The sequence below is a fragment of the Streptomyces sp. NBC_00009 genome, assembly GCF_045040855.1.
GTDB classification, from domain to species: Bacteria; Actinomycetota; Actinomycetes; order Streptomycetales; family Streptomycetaceae; genus Streptomyces; species Streptomyces aureus.
This window is the reverse complement of sequence record NZ_CP108312.1, coordinates 8,779,126-8,796,835: the sequence shown is the minus strand read 5'-3', so window position 1 is coordinate 8,796,835 and position 17,710 is coordinate 8,779,126. Positions and strand designations below refer to the sequence as shown.

General features: G+C 69.3%; 12 protein-coding genes and 2 pseudogenes. 2 read left to right on the top strand and 12 right to left on the bottom strand.

Features of this window, described 5'->3' with window-relative positions; all coding sequences use genetic code 11:
- Positions 1–159: 159 nt before the first annotated feature.
- From OHA58_RS40035 to OHA58_RS40020, 4 genes and pseudogenes are all read right to left on the bottom strand, one after another.
- Positions 160–955 (bottom strand): annotated as a pseudogene (locus OHA58_RS40035) (reverse transcriptase domain-containing protein); the annotation flags it as partial.
- Between the two features lie 233 nt (positions 956–1,188).
- Positions 1,189–5,049 carry a S8 family peptidase gene (locus OHA58_RS40030; protein ID WP_405475220.1) on the bottom strand — a complete coding sequence of 1,287 codons (3,861 nt, stop codon included), beginning with the start codon at positions 5,047–5,049 and terminating at the stop codon, positions 1,189–1,191.
- 211 nt (positions 5,050–5,260) lie between these two features.
- Positions 5,261–6,274: a helix-turn-helix transcriptional regulator gene (locus tag OHA58_RS40025; protein ID WP_405475223.1), complete on the bottom strand. Its 1,014-nt coding sequence runs from the start codon at positions 6,272–6,274 to the stop codon at positions 5,261–5,263.
- Positions 6,275–6,806: 532 nt separating this feature from the next.
- Complete coding sequence (locus OHA58_RS40020; protein ID WP_405475225.1) at positions 6,807–9,356, bottom strand: amino acid permease; 2,550 nt, start codon at positions 9,354–9,356, stop codon at positions 6,807–6,809.
- A gap of 617 nt (positions 9,357–9,973) precedes the next feature.
- Between OHA58_RS40020 and OHA58_RS40015 the strand changes: the two genes are divergently transcribed.
- Entirely contained in the window at positions 9,974–10,435 is a 462-nt protein-coding gene (locus OHA58_RS40015) for a hypothetical protein (protein WP_405475227.1), read from the top strand.
- Positions 10,436–10,842: 407 nt separating this feature from the next.
- Here OHA58_RS40015 and OHA58_RS40010 read toward each other — a convergent pair whose 3' ends face one another.
- Positions 10,843–11,058 carry a hypothetical protein gene (locus OHA58_RS40010; protein WP_329580175.1) on the bottom strand — a complete coding sequence of 72 codons (216 nt, stop codon included), beginning with the start codon at positions 11,056–11,058 and terminating at the stop codon, positions 10,843–10,845.
- Positions 11,059–11,103: 45 nt separating this feature from the next.
- On the opposite strand from OHA58_RS40010, the gene OHA58_RS40005 reads away from it, so the two are divergent.
- Positions 11,104–11,415: a hypothetical protein gene (locus OHA58_RS40005; protein WP_405475230.1), complete on the top strand. Its 312-nt coding sequence runs from the start codon at positions 11,104–11,106 to the stop codon at positions 11,413–11,415.
- A 122-nt stretch (positions 11,416–11,537) separates the two neighbouring features.
- Here OHA58_RS40005 and tpg read toward each other — a convergent pair whose 3' ends face one another.
- The 7 genes and pseudogenes from tpg to OHA58_RS39970 all read right to left on the bottom strand — a co-directional run bounded on the left by tpg (position 11,538) and on the right by OHA58_RS39970 (position 17,542).
- Positions 11,538–12,095: a telomere-protecting terminal protein Tpg gene (tpg, locus tag OHA58_RS40000; RefSeq protein WP_405475233.1), complete on the bottom strand. Its 558-nt coding sequence runs from the start codon at positions 12,093–12,095 to the stop codon at positions 11,538–11,540.
- 7 nt (positions 12,096–12,102) lie between these two features.
- On the bottom strand, positions 12,103–14,334 hold the full coding sequence (gene tap / locus OHA58_RS39995) for a telomere-associated protein Tap (RefSeq protein ID WP_405475236.1): 2,232 nt from the start codon (positions 14,332–14,334) through the stop codon (positions 12,103–12,105).
- A 17-nt stretch (positions 14,335–14,351) separates the two neighbouring features.
- A complete protein-coding gene (locus tag OHA58_RS39990) occupies positions 14,352–14,738 on the bottom strand; it encodes a hypothetical protein (protein WP_405475239.1) in 387 nt (128 codons plus the stop codon).
- 130 nt (positions 14,739–14,868) lie between these two features.
- Positions 14,869–15,084, bottom strand: a complete 216-nt coding sequence (locus tag OHA58_RS39985) for a hypothetical protein (RefSeq protein WP_405475240.1) — start codon at positions 15,082–15,084, stop codon at positions 14,869–14,871.
- A 976-nt stretch (positions 15,085–16,060) separates the two neighbouring features.
- A pseudogene (locus OHA58_RS39980) lies at positions 16,061–16,297 on the bottom strand (IS701 family transposase); the annotation flags it as partial.
- Positions 16,251–16,787 carry a GNAT family N-acetyltransferase gene (locus tag OHA58_RS39975; RefSeq protein ID WP_405475243.1) on the bottom strand — a complete coding sequence of 179 codons (537 nt, stop codon included), beginning with the start codon at positions 16,785–16,787 and terminating at the stop codon, positions 16,251–16,253. The pseudogene OHA58_RS39980 and the gene OHA58_RS39975, both read right to left, overlap by 47 nt.
- Before the next feature lie 476 nt (positions 16,788–17,263).
- Positions 17,264–17,542, bottom strand: a complete 279-nt coding sequence (locus OHA58_RS39970; protein WP_405475246.1) for a hypothetical protein — start codon at positions 17,540–17,542, stop codon at positions 17,264–17,266.
- Positions 17,543–17,710: the final 168 nt, after the last annotated feature.

Here is a 17,710-nt window from a genome sequence, read left to right as displayed (position 1 = left end):
CTGAAGGAGGGACGCGGCCGGTCGATGAGACCTGCAATCCGCCAGGTGTTCAGGTCCTGTAGGGAAGCTCGACGCATGAGCGAAGACAGCCAACCGCAGGAGTCCCATCTTCTCGCCGTACCTCCTGACGTTGAATCCGAGGAAGTCGAAACCCTCCTACGCGTGGACCACATGGGTCTTTTCGTCGTTGAAGGTCAGCCCTCTCGGCTCCAGCCAGGCGATGAGCTTCTCCTTGATTTGCCACGCTTCCGCCTCCGTCGCGCACATGACGACGAAGTCATCGGCGTAGCGGATCAGCGTCGGGATATTCCTCCGTGACCTCTGCAGTTGCGTGAGGCTCGGGTCGTATCCGGCAGCGATTTCCATGCCATGGAGTGCGATGTTGAGCAGCAGAGGGCTGATTACCCCGCCTTGCGGCGTTCCCTCCGTGGTAGGGGCGAACCTGCCGTTCTCCATCACCCCGGCCTTCAGCCATCCTCTGACTTCCCGGCAGGCCGGGAAGTCGCCGATGGCATCCAGTAAGCGGTCATGGTCGATGCGGTCGAACGCGCTGGACAGGTCAGCATCCAGGATCCAGACCTTCTTGGCGCCCTTGCGGGCCAGTGTCTGGAAGATCGCGCCGATCGCGTCATGGCACCCTCGTCCGGGTCGGAAACCGTAGCTTCGCCCTTCGAAGCGTGCCTCCCATTCCGGCTCCAGGGCGCTTTTCACCCTGGCCTGCTCCACTCGGTCCCGAATCGTGGGGATGCCTAGCGGTCGCTTCTTGCCGTTCGCCTTCGGGATGTGCACTCGCCGCACCGGTAGTGGCCTAAACCGCGGCTCCTCGGTCAACTCTCGCAGGAGTTGACCTCGTTGCCGTTCGTCGACCACGACCGCCCCGTCGACTCCGGGAGTGCGCGCTGAGTTGGGTCACTCTGCGGATCGAAACGATCGTGTTGCTTCGTGACCTCAGCATCAGCTTCTGCAGACTTCTGACCTAGCAATAGCGTGGCCGCATGCCCCTTGACGACGATCTAGCCGCCCGAATGGCGGAGCCGGACTTCTGGCCCCTGTATCTCTTCGGACCAGCCGGCCGGGTTGCGTGTCCAAGTCGCCGTCCGGTGCGCGAAAGTCTCGCGCCGGAAAGCGGCCCCCGCCGGATGTCACCACCCGGCGGGGGCCGCTCTGTCGTACGAGGTGCTCAGCGCCTCACTTGAGGGCGTATGCCCGGGTGATGGTCTGGGTCGTGCGGCTGCCGCCCGCGTCCCAGGACTCGGTCTTGAGGGTCACGTATCCGTTGGTGTCCGCGAGCTTCGGGTGCCGCAGCAGGGCCTGGAAGGAGTTGCTGTCCTTCCGGAGCACCTTCGCCTCCTTCCAGGTGGCGCCGTCGTCGTACGAGACGGAGACCTTGGCGCCGGCCATCGCGGTGGAGCCGGTCCAGCCCTTGGGGCGACCCGCGTCCACGGTGAAGGTGTACGGCAGTCCGGCCCGTGCCTGGTTGAGCACGTTCAGCGGCAGGTCGTAGTCGAGCAGGATCACCGGCATGGACTCACAGACCTTGGGCGTGGGGATGAACGCCGTGTCGCAGTCCTTGATGGCCATGGTGGTCGGTGCTGCCTGGCTGAAGTTCCACTCCGTGCGCATCTGGCGGCCCAGGGTGACGCCCGGGACGTCGGTGGTCAGCTTCTGGTCGAGGACGTACCGGTAGTCCGCCTTCTCCTGCGCCAGCTGGGCGAAGCCGGTGATCGGCTTCCCGTTGAGGTAGTAACTCCAGGTGCCGGTCAGGCCCGACAGGGTGTGGGTGGGATCGTTGTCGGCACCGTTGCTGCCGGGCAGCTTCTGCCAGACGTCGGCGCGGCAGAACGCACACGGCCCGAACTCGTACTGGGACAGGCGCATCGGCGCATCGAACCAGCTCCGGGTGTAGGCCTTGCCCGGGGTGAGGTAGGTGGCGCGCTGACCGTTCATCTGCCAGATCGAGGAGTTGAAGTTGGCCGACACGCTCGGCTGGTACGTCACCCCGGTGCCCGCGAGGAAGTAGTCGTCGCGGGTGGTGCCCTGGTAGAGGGGCTGGGCGACGGAGCCGGTGCTCACCTGCAGCGGGCCCCAGACGTTCATGAACTCGGCGCCCAGGCGCCGGGCGCCGTCGGAGTGGAACGTATTGGTGACCTTGGCGAATTCCTTGACGTCGACGGTCTTGGCCAGATCGGCGGGGATCCGGTCGTCGGTGAAGTGCGGGTTGTAGGTGTAGCCCGACTCCAGGACGCCCTTCAGGGCGATCCGGACCTTGTGCTTGGCCAGCAAGCCCTTGAGGGTTGCGGCGTTGTCGTACGTGGCGAGGGCGACCGGGATGGTCTGTCCGGCGGGGACGCCACTTCCGCTCGGCCCGGGGTCGGCAGGGGCCACGATCATTGCGACGGCTCCGGCAGCCGCGGCCCTGGTGGCCTGGTCGTCGGCCTTGCTGACATCGGCCACGGAGACCAGAACGGTCTTGCCCTTGACGTCGGCAGCGGCGAAGTCCTGCTCGGAGCCGGCGCCGAGGTCGACCAGCTCGGTGCGCTTGGTGCCCTCGAAGCGCTTCGCGTTCACCGAGGACTTCAGCGGGATGGTCACGTGCCCGGGGGCCGTCACCTCCAGCTGGACCAGCGGTTCGCGCCGGGCCAGGGAGGTCTCCAGGCGCAGCGCGCCGGTGGTGGCGCCGGCACTGGGGATGGCGCCTTGCCTGGTGTCGGCGAGGTTGAGCAGGTTGCCGATACCGGCGAAGCTCGAGTAACCGCCTGCGGTGCCGGGGTCACGGACGACGAACGTGGTCACCTGGCCGTTCTCCAGTGGCCGCTTCTCACCCTTGATCTTCACGCTGAGGTCGGTGGCGGTGGTGCCGTCGACGGTGAAGGTCTGGTCCCGGTCGCTCACCTCGATGTTGGGCACGGTGAACAGGTCGGCCGCGTAGGAGACCGCGCCGCCGGTGGGTGCCGCCGAGTAGACCGAGCCCTCGATGGAGTACTTGCCGAGCGGCACCGACAGGGTGGCGGTGCCGTTGGCGTACATGGTCTGGCTCTGCCAGAAGTGGTTGTCCATCCCGTGCAGGGTGAACCTGAGCGCACTGGGGGTTTTCCCGAAGCGGTCCGTGACCTTCAGCGTGACATCGTGCTGCTCGACAGAGGTGACGAAGCCGAGCGCTGCGTGCACCGACTCGCCGCTGTCGGAGGTGGCGGTGACCGATCCGCCGTACTGGCCGGTCTTCAGGCCGTTGTTGTCGAGCGTGACGGTGACCTCGGCCGTGCCGCCGGCCGGGACGGTGACCCGGCCGGCGGAGAGGCCCGCTCCCGACAGCGACAGCGTGCCCGCCGGGACCGCGGTGCCGCTCGCGTCCTCGGCGGCGGCCGTCACGGTCACCACGGTGTCGGTCGCGGCGTTGTTGTGCAGCGTCAGGGTGCGGCTGCGCGTGGGGTAGGTGCCCTTCTGCCACGGTATGACGCGGAAGTCGGCGGTGCCGGACAGCTCCAGCGACGGGTCGAGGGCGGCGGGGATGTCGACCCGGCCGTAGCCCTGCTGGTAGACGGTCTGGTCGGCGGCAGACTTGGCGTGCGCGGTCAGCGCGTCCTTGATGCGCTGACCGGTCCAGTCGGGGTGGCGCTGCTTGAGGATCGCGGCGGAGCCGGCCACATGCGGGGTGGCCATCGAGGTGCCGTTGGCCGAGGTGTAGTTGGCGTCCACGGGGGTGCCCATGGTGGTGCCGGCCGCGCGGGCGGCGACGATGTCCACGCCCGGGGCGGTGATCTCCGGCTTGATCGCCATGTCGCCGAGGCGCGGGCCGCGGCTGGAGAAGTCGGCGAGTGCGTCGGACTTGTCGACGGCGCCGACGGTGAGGGCCGCGTCGGCGGCGCCGGGGGTGCCGATTGTCGCCTCGCCCTTCCTGCCGTCGTTGCCTGCCGCGATGACGAAGAGGGTGCCCGAGGACGCGCTGAGCGAGTTGACCGCGTTGGTCAGAGCGTCCTCGCCGGGGGTGTCGGGGCCGCCGAGGCTCATGCTGACGACGTCGGCGCCCTGCTCGACCGCCCAGTCCATGCCGGCCAGGATGCCGGAGTCCAGGCCCTGCCCGCTGTTGGCGAGCACCTTGCCGATGAGCAGGTCGGCGCCGGGGGCGACGCCCTTGTACTTGCCGTCGGAGTTGGCGCCACTGCCCGCGATGGTGGATGCGACGTGGGTGCCGTGACCGTGACCGTCCTGGACCGTCTGGCCGTTGACGAAGCTCTGGCTCTGGACGATCTCGGACTTGATGTCGGCGTTGTTCAGGTCGGCACCGGTGTCCAGCACGGCGACCTTCACGCCCTTGCCGTCGTACCCCTTGGCCCATGCCTGCGGAGCGCCGATCTGCGGCACGCTCTTGTCCAGTGCGGCCTTTACCTTGCCGTCGTACCACAGCTTGGAGACCCCGGCAGTGCCGGGGACCGTGGCGGCCTGGGCGCCTCTGCTGCGTGCCTGGACGGGCTTGACGGCCTGCCAGAAGCCCTTCGCGCGGTGCTTGTCGACATGCACCGCGGACAGCCCCAGTCGGGGCATGACCCGCTCGTTGTCGCTGCCCGGCAGGTCCTCGGTCTTCTGCGTCAGGGCAGCGGCGGTCGGTTTCCCCTGGAAGTCGACGATGGCGGGGACCTCGTCGGTCTTCGCGTCGCCGTACCCGTCCCGGACCATCCGGCTGACGTTGAACAGTTCACGGTCCACCGTGCCCGAGGCGACCGCGGCCGTGGTGTCGTCCGGGTAGACGTACAGGTCGCCGTTCTGTCCGCTGACGGTTTCGAACGTCTTGGACGTCCCCGCCCCGGAGATGACGGAGGCCGCCTGCCTGCCGTCGGGCTCGGTGGTCAGCGAGACCGTGTCGCCGGTGATCAGAGTCACCGCCGCCGCCGCCGTCTGCTTGTGCAGCGTCGGGCGGCTGCTCAGGTCGACAGGCGCCGAGGGCATGGCGGCTGTCGCGGTTCCGAGCTGGTTCGTCAGTGACAGGGCGACTGTCACCGCGATCCCGCTGACGAGGGCGGTGCGCCCCCGTCTGAGGCGGGCCTTGTGCATCGGTTGTCCTTTCACGCTCAACTGGTGGGCGCTGCGGGGCAATTGATACCGAGGGGGACCGACCGAACGTCCGGCCGACTCCGCGCGCCGCTCGGAACCTAGCTCTCCGGCCGGTGCGTCTTCCAGAGGTGGTGTGGCGGATACGCGCCACATGGCGCACACCCGCCACGTGGGTCTGCGACGTGGGCGGCGCCGGGCCGCCGATGCGGCCCTATGTGTCCTGGCCGATGCCCGGCGGCTGCAGCCCGTCCAGGTCCCCGGCCGTGACCCAGCCGCGTTCGCAGGCGTGCCACCCGCGTTGCATCCGGCTCGAAGCGCCCGCCAGATCCATCAGGCCGCGTACCCGGCGGTTGACGGTCCGCTTGCCGATCCCCATGAGGCGGGCGATCGCGTCGTCGGTGAGACCGGACAGGAGCAGGAGTAGCAGATGGGTGTCCGAGCCGGAGAGTTCGCCGCGGTGCGTCTCGCCGGTTGACGGATCCAGGGGGAGCGCGGTGACCCACATCAGCTCGAACAGTGCGACGAGAGCGTCGAGCAGGGGGCCTTGGTGGATCTGCACGACGGCGCCCGGTGGCCGCCCGTCGTCCGTCCGCACCGCGAGCATGGCCGTGGACCGGTCTACGATGATCAACTTGACCGGGAGTCTGGCCAGCACGCGGGCCTGTTCACCTGCGTCCATGTACCGGCGGATCTCCAACTGCACCGCGTACCCCTCGATCGCGGCCCGGTCGTACACCGTCCGGAAGCGCACCCCCGCTGCCAGTTGCTCCAGCTCCGCGACGTTGAACTCCTCGATCAGCAGATAGGGCGGGGCGTCGAAGCGCAGTACTTCCCGGCGGGCGCGGAGCTGGAGCTGCTCGTACCGCTGCGCCAACGCCTCGGCCGGCACGATTTCGGCGATCTCCTCCAGGGCTGCCGGCCGGAGCGCCTCGCGGTACTCCTTGGTGAGTCGCTGCAGAACGCCTTTGGCGGACTGCAGTTCGTTCATGCGCGCCAGCAACAGCGTCTCCCCGGCGATGTCCGGCGGGGCGGGAATCAGCTGCGCGGGCAGGTCGTCGGTGAGGGTGACCAGCCCCTTCACGGCCAGTGCCGCGACCGCCTGTTCGAGCTGGGCCCCGGCCAGGCCGGCCCGCTGCTCCAGCCGGCCCACCGGGCAGCGCCCGGACCCCACCAGCAGTTGGTACACCTGCGACTCGGCCGTGCTCAGACCCAGCGCCTCAAGCATGAATGTCCTCTCCTCACGAGCTCCCCGTTCCCACCCCGCGCACGCGGACCGCCCCCGGACCTCGATCAGTCCGGGGGCGGTCAGTCGGCGTCACTGCAGGCGCGAGCGGCGGCTCAGGGCGCGGACCCGGCCGCGCCCAACCGGTTTGCACACTCTCGGTCGTTGCCGCGCGGAGCGCGTCGAGCTCTGGGACCGACCTGGAACCTCGGCCAGCATCTATCTAACCGCTGAAATGATTCACACTAAAGTTTCTGCTTGGCAAGAGGTTTGGCTCCAGCTGATCAGCCACCAGGTCGGGCTCGCCGCGACGTACCTGGAGCTGATGCGGGCCGACTGCACCATCCCGGTGTCGGCCTGGCAGCCGGGGCAGCGGGTAGGGGTGGCCGCCATCGGCACCGTCATCCGATCCGACAGCCCCGACCTCGAGGTCGGCGACCTGGTCCAGTCGATGACCGGCTGGAGCCAGTACTGGGCCGGCCCGGCCGGCTCGTACCTCAAGCTCGACCGTGACCTCTTCGCCGACCCCTCGGTGCTACTGGCGGTCCGGCTGCGGCAGGTCCTGCTCGGTCCAGATGGTCTTGCCGGTGGACGTGTAGCGCGTGCCCCAGTGGTGGGTCATCTGGGCGATGATGAACAGGCCCCGGCCTCCCTCGTCGTCGCTCGCGGCGTGCCGCAGATTGGGCGCGGTGTGGCCGGTGTCGGACACCTCGCAGGTCAGGGTCCGGTCGCGGATCAGGCGCACCTGGATCGGGCCGCCACCTGCGTAGCGGATGGCGTTGGTGACCAGTTCGCTGACGATGAGCTCCGTGGTGAACGCCACGTCGTCCAGTCCCCAGTCGCCGAGTTGCTTCCCGACGGCGGAGCGGATGGTGGCCACGGCCGCCGGGTCCGGGGCCATTGCCCATTGGGCGAGCCGATTTTGGGCGAGCAGGCGCGTGCGGACCAGGAGCATCGTCGCGTCCACGTCCACCGCCCCGGGCAGCATGGTGGCCACCGCCCGGTCGCACAGTTCTTCCAGGGATCTTCGGTCGTCGGAGAGGACCTGTGAGAGCTGCGCGAGCCCGGCTTCGCGGTCGTTGGCCGCCTGGAGGAGGCCGTCCGTGAAGAGGGCGACAACAGTGCCCGGCGCGAGCTCCAGTTCCGTGCTCTGGTAGGGCAGGCCGCCGATTCCCAGCGGCGGTCCTGGCGGCAGCTGGGGATAGTCGACGACGCCCGTGTGCGGTTCGACGAGCGCCGGCACCGGCTCCCCGGCTCGCGCCATGCTGCACTCCCCCGAGACGGGGTCGTACACCGCGTACAGGCAGCTCACGCCCAGAGCCGCGTCGGCGTGCGCTTTCAGGTGGCCCGGGCCGCGGCCGGTTTCGCCCTCGTGCGTGGTCTGCTCGACCAGGTCGGCCAGGCGGGACAGGAGCTCGTCCGGGCTCAGGTCGAGGCGGGCCAGGACGCGCACCCCCGTGCGCAGGCGTCCCATGGTGGCCGCGGCGTGCATGCCGTGACCGAGCACATCCCCGATGACCAGGCCGACCCGGGTACCGGAGAGAGGGATGATGTCGTACCAGTCGCCGCCCACCCCGGACCCGCTGTCGGCGGGCAGGTAGCGGCTCGCCGAGTCGACGGCGGCGTGCGGCGGCAGGCGGCGTGGAAGCAGGCTCCGCTGGAGCTTGAGGGCCACGCTGTGGCCACGGGTGACTACCGGCATCAGCAGGAAACCGATCAGCAGGGCGCCCAGGCCCAGGACGGTGACCCCGCCCGTCCTGCCGATCAGCGGCAGGTCGACGGCGGTCGTGCCGTACCGGGGGTCCGCGTAGACGACGAAGGTGGCGTAGAGGAACAGCAAGAGCATGAACAGCGCGCCGAGCCCCGGTAGCACGCCTTTGAAGACCAGATCCTTGACGCTGCGGGTGAGGATCTTGCGGTGGTACCAGACGCAGGCGAAGCCGGTCAGTCCGTACTGGAACGCGATCGCGAGACCGACCGAGTCGATCGAGTCGGCCAGGACGTTCTGGCTGAGCGAGGTCAGCAGGACGAACAGGGCGATCGAGGCCGCTCCCATGCCGATGGTCCCCCAGGTGGGGGTGAGAAACCTGCGGTGGACCCGGGCGAACCGAGAGGGGACGGCCTTGTGGACCGCCATGGAGAAGACGGTCCTGGCCAGGGGCAGGATGGTGGTCTGGGCGGAGGCCAACGCGGAGGTCAGCACCATCAGGATCAGCAGTCTCGACAGGAACAGCCCCGTGCCGTGGCTCCCGAACACGGCCTCACCCAGCCCGGAGAACACATCGTCCGCGTTGTCCGCGTTGCCGAGTCCGATGCCCGAGGTGCCGACTCCCGCGAACGCCTGAGCCGACGTGGACACCAGCCCGTACATGACCAGGAGCAGCACGGTGGACAAGACCGCGGCACGGCCCGGGATGCGCGTGCTGTCGACGGTTTCCTCGTTGACCGAGAACGCGGTGTCCCAGCCCCAGTAGATGAAGACCCCCGCGAGGATGCCCGAGGTCATGGCCGTCACCGAGGGCACCGCGAAGGGGTTGAACCAGGACGCGGACACATGGATCGCCGTCGGCGGAGGGCTGGTGTACACCCTGACCAGCGCGGCGACGGCGAGCAGGATCAGCATCACCACTTCCAGGCACAGCAGCCAGCGCTGTACAGCCGCCGAGAACGAGATGCCGACGTAGCAGATCACTGTCAGCACCGCGATCCAGACGACGCCTGCCGCGGTGGTCCACAGCCGGTTTTCCGCCAGTGCGTCCAGGCCCATCAACCGGAAGCCGTAGGCAGCAGCGATCTGCGCGAGGCTAGCCATGACGATGATGTTGGCGACGATGAGACCCCAGCCGCCCATCCAGCCGGTACGCGGTCCGAAGGCGCGGGTGGCCCAGGTGAAGGTGGTCCCGCAGTCGGCGTTGCTCGCGTTGAGCTCCCGGAAAGCGTACGCGACCAGCAGCATCGGGACGAAAGCCAGCATGGTGACGATCGGAGCCTGCAATCCGACTCCGGCCACGATGATGCCCAGCGTGGCGGCGAGGCTGAACGCCGGGCCGGTGGAGGCCAGGCCCATGACGACCGAGGAGAACATGCCCAGGGCATCGTTCTTGAGCCCCTTCCGGCCGGACCCTGTGCCCGGAGCGGGAAGACCAGCCGACACCGCACCGCCGAAGAGCCTCACACTTGATTCCAACGCAGGGCCGCTTCCCTTCGCAACAGCGCAGGGACAGCAGGAGTGGCTGCCACCATGCACGACGGCGACGCGGCCATGGTGTGCCGCTCGCAGAAAAGCCGCCGATGGCTCTGAGCTGCACCGGCGTCGCACCTCGGGTCTCGCAGCGTCACAGGCGAATGACGACCAAAGCGATGTCGTCGCGGGCCTCGCTGGCGACTGGCAGCCGGGCCGGCAATACGTCCGCCAACCCGTCGAGGGCAGGGCGGTGCCCTGGGCGAGGGCTGAGATCAGGCGAGCCAGGCCGGCATCGATGTCCTCGTCACGGCGTTCGATGAGCCAGTCCCCGTGGTGTCAGGTTGGCCGCTGGATCACCCATCGTGGCGTAGCGATCGCTCAGCAGTCCCCAGCCTGGATGACAACAAGCCCCTCCAGGACATGCTCAAGACGCGAGGATGGAAAATCGACAAGGCCGCTCTTCTCGCATGAGGTCCCCGGCACGTCACTAGGGCATCGAGAAAGGCGAAGGACGGAACATGGAACTGGAACTACTGCCGCTGGTCGGTGTCGGGCCGCTGCGACTCTGCATGTCGGCGCAGGAGACGCGCGACGCGGTCCAGGCGTGGGGGCTGCTGCGGGTCGCCTCCAGTGATCCGGAGCCCGGGCAGATCCTGCTCAAGCACGACGCGTCCGGCCTGAACGTGATGCTCGGCTTCACCAAGGGCGCGCTGAGCGGCGTGGAGCTGTTCCGGTTCCTCGACGAGGACGCCGACGTACGAGCGCCCCTCGACGGTCTCGACGTCTTCCGCACCCCGAGTGTGGACCTCTTCGAGCTGTTCGCGGAGCGGGGCCACGAGATCACCGAGAACGACCTCGGTTTCGACGAGCTGCCGGAGCTGAAGATCGTCCTCGCCAACCAGAGCAGCCACGAGTACCCGGTGGACGAGGACGGGGACCCTCTCTACTACGACTACGTGCGCCTCGCGGACCAGATCTGACGCACGGTACAGGCTGTCACCGGCGCACCCAGCTTGACGGCTGGGCCCCTCGTGATGCTGAAGGCCGCTGCCAGCCCCCGCGCCGACTGGGTCGCCATTCGCGATCAGCTGCCGAGGGCGTCGTCAAACGCGAAGGGGTTCTTGGCGAGATGCGGGCCGCCTCCGCGATGCGAGTCGAGAGAGTAACGGAGCCACTTTGGGCAACCGCAGATCTGGGGCTGACTGGGCCTGGCCGCCCGCACCGCTGGCCTGTGACGAGTGCGGTTACGGGATGCACGCCGCGTATCGCGTAACGAACCGCCCGTTGCACAGGGAGGCCGGGCTTTGCTGCACGAGCAGCACCCGGGCGCCGACTGGACCGTGCGAATGCTGCATGTCCGCGCGAGGCCGCGGGACCTGCCCACCGGTCAGACGTCCTCGACTCCCAGCATCTGTACCGCCTTGCGGGCCTGGTAGAAGTCCTCGTCGGACACCTGCGGGTCGTCCTCCGTGTCGTGGAGCCAGTCCGCCAGGTCCGCGACGGACCACGTCTCGAACTCCTCGGGCACGTCGAGGGTGGTCGTCCTGCGCAGGTGCGCGGCGACAGCGGCGTCCCGGACGCTGCGCGTGCTCACCTCGGTCATGTTCCGCACCGCCTTCCGGTGTCATCGGGGATCGGACAGGCGACGTTGCCAGAGAAATTCCGTACTGTCCAAAACGTCTGCGCGAGGCTGAAGCGGGCCTGGCAGGTCTACGACCAGCTTGACTACTTCCTGCTGTACGGGTCCTTCGAGACCGACCGGGACCTGGGCGCCTTCTACAAGGGCTGCGGATACACCGTGCACGTCCCCGGCGAGGGATTCCTTCTCGAGCGGATCGAGCTCCCTTCGGAGTTCATGCCGGCCCCGACCCATGCGTGTTCACCCGCTGGAGGCTGCCCCGCTGAGCGGCAGCCGTGGGCTTTTCACCGCGCCGCAGACCTGGCCTCGCCGCCGTGGTGACCCGTGCGCGGCGGCCTCATTGGGCACGACATCGCGTGCAGGAACATCCGACCCCCGCGGATATGCGAGCGAGCCCCGGACCGCATCGGTCCGGGGCTCGCGGGCTGGTCGGGGTGCGGCTGCTAGAGGTCGAACTCGAGGTGCTCGATGTCCGTGAACCGGACCTCTTCCAGACTGCCGGCGCGGCGGCCGCCGTCCTGGAAGTAGACCTCCCTGAGCGCTTCGGCCGCGATCTCCTGGAGCCGGGCGTCGCCGGCACCGGCCTCCTGAGCCTCGAAGAGGCGGGCGGCGTAGACGGGTGGCAGGGCGATGGTCAAGTGCCGGATGCGGTCCTGGTCCGTGGACCCGATCGGCGCGGTGTAGCCGAGGCGGGCGCGGGTGTCGATGACGATGCCGTCCGTGGCCGCCGCCTTGGCCTTGGCCCTGGCCCGGATCTGCGGCTGCCACCGCTTATTCACCTCGTGCTCCAGACGTGCGGCGAGGTCCGGGCGGGGCTTTTTGATCTGGTCCTTCACGTACCGTTCCACGGTGCGCTGAGAGATCCGCAGCATCTGGGCGACCGGCTTGGTGCCACCCAGCTGCTTGACCAGGTACCGCATCCGCACGCCGGCCGACTTCGGGATCGGGCGGGTGAACGCCTTCTGCACCGCCTGGTCCAGGCCGTCCCCGAACATGCTCATCGCCTGCCTACTCCCCGCTGTCCTGGTCGGTGACGGTGCCGTCCTTGATGTACCGGGCCAAGTTGAGCTCCGGGGCGTTGAACTGCTCCCGCACCCCCTCGCCCCACAGCACGGACTGCGTGCCCTCGTGCTTGACCAGGCCGGGGTTCACCCCGAGCTTGAAGCCGCCCGGCAGCGGCTTGCCCTCCCGGTAGGGCAGGAAGTCCAGCGGGCTGGCGCCGTCGGCCGCGTACACGGCGCAGTCGGAGAGGATCGCGACCGGGTACTGCCCCGTGAAGGCGGCGTGCTTGACGATCTTGCGGTGCATGTTGATGCGCGTGCGGGAGATGATCGCGGCGCGGATGTCCGGCCGCCAGGTGGGCCGGGCCAGAGCGCGCCACGGCTCGCCGGGCTTCCAGCCCTCGCCGCGCGGGCGCTCGCGCAGCTTGCCGAGCCCGCCCTTGACGGTCGCCTTGATCGCGGACACGACGACTGCCAGCTCGGGGTCGTGCTGCCGGTAGCCGTCCATCGCCGCCAGGAACTCCTGGGGCGGCAGGTCGGCGGCCACTCCTAGGTCGGCCATCGTGGCGATGTAGGCGTCGCGCAGCCGGTTGTACCAGCCGTCCAGGTAGCGGCCGTTGTCGTACCGCACCCATGCCTCGGTCGGCGTCACGTCGTAGCCCAGCTCCTGGGCGTAGCCGACGGTCGGCGTCGCGTACCAGGCCGGCCCCTCGGGCCGCTCGCCCTTCGGCGTGAACGGGCTTGGCAACAGTTCCCCGTCGAGCTTCACCCACTCCTTGCCCGACTTCACCCGCGACAGGTCGACGTGGGACAGGTCGACCAGCCAGGATCCGGGCAGCTTCGGGTCGAACACCGGCGCCTTGACGTGCGTTGGTGCCTGGGCGAGGCCGACCAGCAGGCCGTTCGCGCCGGCGGCGAAGGCCATGTTGACGTCGATGCCGACCAGGTTCCGGCGCATGCATTCGTCGTCGGTGAGCGGCCGCGCCCAGTCGTACGCCTCCTCGAACAGCTTCTCGTCTGGGCCGCGGACGTGGAAGCGCGGCAGGTCCTTGAGCACCGGGTGACCGTCGGGAACCTCGCACGGCGGCCAGTCCATCAAGTCGATGGGGTCCTTGCCCAGCGAGCCGGGGTTGTGCTCCGAGGTGCGCTTGCCGTTGCCGTCCGGCGCGCTGGCGCGGGTCGGCGGGTGCAGCGCGGTCATCAGCTCCAGGCCGGTCACCGCGGTGGAACCGCGCGGCGTCATCACTCGGGACGCGTACACGCCCAGGAGCCGTGCGAGTTCGGCGGGCGGGAGCTGGGCGGCATTGGTCCAGTGCCGGGTGTCGAGTGCATCCCACGACGGGATGCACAGCTGCACGCAGGCCCGCTCCGAACCCTGAGCGGGGCGGTAGATCCGAGCCCACGGCCCGAACCCTCGCTTCGTCAACTTCCATTCCTGACGGGCCAGTTGCTTGGCGACCTTGTGCCCCTCGGGCAGCCGCCCGGCCAGGCGCTCCTCATCGGTGAGGCGGGCCGGCAGCCCGTAGCGCTCGAGTGCAGTCTCGGTGAGCACGATCAGCGGGTCGGCGTCCTTGCCCGGCCCGGACAGCTTCGGCTGACCGAGCCTCGCCTCCGTCAGCGTCCACTCGACCAGGGACGGAAGGGACTTGGCGGGCACGTCCAGGACCAGGCCGCCGACGCAGTACGCGAAGACCTGGCCGTCTTCGACGTCGACGACTGCGAGCGGCCCGTTCTCGAAGCGCGCGTCGACGCCCGCCGAGGTGCCGGCGGTAGCGGCCTTCTTCGCGCCCGGGCGGCGCAACGTCGACGACGGCCTGGTGGTACGCGCCGGACGCGACGCGGCCACCGCAGCAGCAGTAACGAGAGCAGGGGCGGCCGGGGTGTTCTCGGACGCAGTCAGGGCCTCAGCCGCGGGTGCCGGGCCTGCTTGTGGCGGAGCCGGCTCCTCCACCGTGGCAACAGGGCCCTTGGACAGTGGCGCGGGATAGCGGTGTGCGAGGCCCTCGAGCAGCCTGCGGTAGGCCTCCAGGCGCTCCCCCTTCGGCTCGGCACGGCCCGCCTCCCAGGCCTGGATGCTCGGCACGCGGACCCCCAGTGCCTGGGCAACAGCAGCCTCGGTCAGCCCCGCAGCCTCGCGCAACCGAACCCGTTCGGCGGGCGCGGGCAGCACGGTGCCGTCATCGACGGCAGCGAGCAGCGAGTCGACGGCGGCGAGCAGTTCAGCGGGCTGATCCGTCATCTGTATGTCCCCTTCTCCTACCTGACGCCCTGACGGATCTCTTCGAGCCGGGTCATCAGCCGCTGATAGCGCTGTGAGGCGGCCTGCGAGGAGTTCAGGCCCTGGTGCCCGGCGATCTCCCGCCACTCCATGCCCCGGCGCCTGGCCTCGATGACCACCTGGGTCTCCAGCCGGTCCAGCGACAGACGCATGTCCTCGAACAGACCGAGCGCCGCAGCAATGTCCCCTGGCGCCACATCCGGTCGCTGTCCGTCGCTTTGCTGATGGTCGGCGGCAGCCGCCAGTAGCCGCCCCAGCCAGGCGGCGTCCTGCTCCAACTGGCGCGCCGGGGCCCCATGAGCGGTGGAGTCCTCCGCGAGTGCGGACAGCCGCCGACGGGCCTTGTCGTGAGCGTCACGTGCCATGCGGTCACACTACCGCAACCATGCAATGAAACAACAGATTGTTGTTTCATTGCCAACGTGTGGCAGGGAGCCCCTCAAAGACGCCCAGCACATCTAGCGAAGGCCAAAGCGGCCCTGCCGCTCCCCCAGGTCAGGATTTCGGGGACGCTGCTGCCGGCGGGTGCAGCCACGCCACCCCGGAAAAGGTGTCGACGATGCGGTGATCGCAGTGGCGCAGCAGATGCGCAAGGTCGTCCGGCAGTTCGGCGTGGTGCACGAGGACCAGATCCGCGCGGGTGGTGCGGTGCAAGTGGACCAGGGCCGCCCACAGGCCGAGCCCGATCCGGTGAGCGCGCAGGACGTTCACCTGGCAGCACGGCGCGCTCTGCAGAGCGGCGCGGACTGCGCGCCGCTGCTCTTGCCTGGATGCGCACAGCCGGCCGCTGCGTGTCTGGGCCCGCAGCCGAGCGCCTGGAGCATGTCGTGCCACAGAAGGCGGCCGGAGGAGGTGACGGTGGGGTGGACCACAACGCGCCCGGCCCCCGGGTCGTGCGACGCCAGGGCGGCCCGGGTGAACCGCACGTCGTCGCCGCGGTCCAGGACCACGGTGCACGGCCCTCGCCCCCTGGTACGCAACGCACCGGATCCGGCGGCCGGGAACAGACGGGACCGCACACCAGAACCTCGATGCATGTCTCACCCAGAGCGTTGATGGAGTCCATGGCGTCCTTCCGACGCGGAGGCCGGTCTGCGAACGATGCCGCCGGATGCTTCCTCTCCTGCGGGGGTCCAGCCGCTGGCCGTGCGCGCCGTGTCCGCCCGCGCGGTGGCCGCCCGAAGCCGCCCGGCCACCGCGCCTGATGTCCGGCGCGGGCGGCAGCCGTGCCTTCCTCTCGCCAGGCCCGCACTGGGCCGGGCGCCCCCCGAGTCATCGCCGGAGCTGTCGTCGCAGGCGTGTGGGGGTGGTGCGGGGCAGCCGTAGGTCATCTCAGTGACCGCCCAGGGGTAGTAGTAGTGGGCGTTGCTGATGGGCCACACGGTCTGGGGCGGTGGCATGCGGCGGTTGCTCCTGCGGCGCCCCTGGCGGGGCGGCTGGGGCGGGCGGAGCTTGCAGGTCTCGGCGAAATCGGTCAGACAGGGCAAGCCGGAGCGGTGGAGGGGGTCGGTGAACAGCGGCCCGTCGGTGCCGGCGGTGAGCTGCCGCAGGTGCGCGGCGGCCGTGAGGAGGGGCCGGGCCCAGGGCGGGACGGGGTGGGTCAGACAGCCCTGGCGAAGTCGGCGGGGGTCGTGAAGTGTGATGGCCTGGGCGTCTGCCGCCAGGTCGGTGATGTGGGCGGTGGCGAGGCGTGAGCGAGCATGGCCCGGGTGACCCAGCGGGACCAGGAGGTGTAGCGGCGGACTTGGTGCTCGTCGAGTCGGGCCAGGCCCTTTCCGGACTGGAAGGTCTCCTCCACCCGCCGCCTTGATCCAGCGACGCGGACCAGGGTGTTCAGGGGCGCCGGGTCGGGTGAGAAGCAGCGGTGGTAGGCGAGTTCACCGGTGGTGCGGTTGCGGCGGATCAGCAGCTGGCGGCTGCCGGGGCTGGAGGTCGCGCTGGTACCAAGTGCCTGACTTGCCGCCGAGATCGGCCGGGGTGGCAGGGCCAACCGGGACGAACCCGGCCTTGGCCAAGACTTTCTGGGACGCGGCGTTGTCGTGGGAGGTGGCCGCCCGCAGTGTGCGCAGGCCGTGCATCGCTGTCGCCATCCGGCACAGCTCCCGGACGGTCGCGGTCGCCACGCCGCGGCCGGCGGCCCGCTCCGCGACCCGGTAGCCGAGTCTGGCAGTGCCGTCCTCCAAGTCGTACAGGTTGAACCTGCCGAGTACCGAGCCGTCCTCGGCGAGGAGCACGTAGAAGGCGCAGATGCCGGCCTCCTGCTCGGCCAGCGAGGCGTTGTACCGGTCGGTGAACTGGTCGAAGAAGTCGTCGCCGCGGTCGGAGATCGAGGCAGCGAAGTAGGTGCGGTTCGCCAGCTCGAAGGCCAGGACCGCCGGGGCGTGGCCGGCATGCAGCCGCTTCAGCTCGGGCATTGCGCGACTTTACCCAGATCGTGCGCTGAGGCCACCTGAGTTTCCGCCAGTGGCAGACAGCCCAAGGACCAGGGCACATAACGATCTACGGCTGGAGTATAAAGATCGATAAGTGCTATCAGAACTGGCGAACAACTGCTGTCTCACCGACACAGCCACTTTGCCGGTGTCGTTGGCGACGGAGGCTTGTTCTTGAGCGGAGACAGCGGTGACCGGCCGGGGGCCTCTCGCGTGTCAGAAAGCCGTCGATGGTGAGGTTGCGAGTTTCCTGACGCTTGTGGAAACCACGTGCCAGGTCGATCTTGACAGCCGAGGTTTTGCGGGTCGTACGGGACGCTGAGGGGGTCGGGGGACGGCGGGCAGCACCATGGTGGTCGACCCTGGCTCATTGGGCCGTTTGGGTCGCCCCGTCGTCGGGAAGTTTCTTGCCCGCAGCGGCCGACGCCCCGTGCCCCGAAGGGCAGTCAGTATGCCCATCAAGTCTCGATCACGGCGTCGCAGTCCGGACAGACCACAGACGCGTATGGCGCGGGATACCAGGTCGTCCCTCCATCCTCGGCGGTCGAGGGGCCCGTTTCCATGGCGAAGGTGTCCTTCCCGCACAGGGTGCGCGGCCCCGCGGCGGCGGGCTCCCCGGGGGCGGTCGGCGCTGCGTGCACCTTGCGGGCATGCCGTTCCTCGCAGCCCCTTATCCCCGGGGAGGGATGTGCCGGCGCCAGCTTGTCGACCTCGTACACGACGACGATGGCTCTCATGTACCCACCATAGGAGCCGAACGGGACGGATACCCTGCAGCCTTTGAGGTCGGGTGGCTGTACGGCTGCCGCCGCCCTCAGGTGTGGCCCGTGCGCGGCGGCGACCCGGGTCCGTCTGCCGGCTCGAGCCTGGCTACCTCGACTCCACCCGAACGGCGTCGGCCAGTT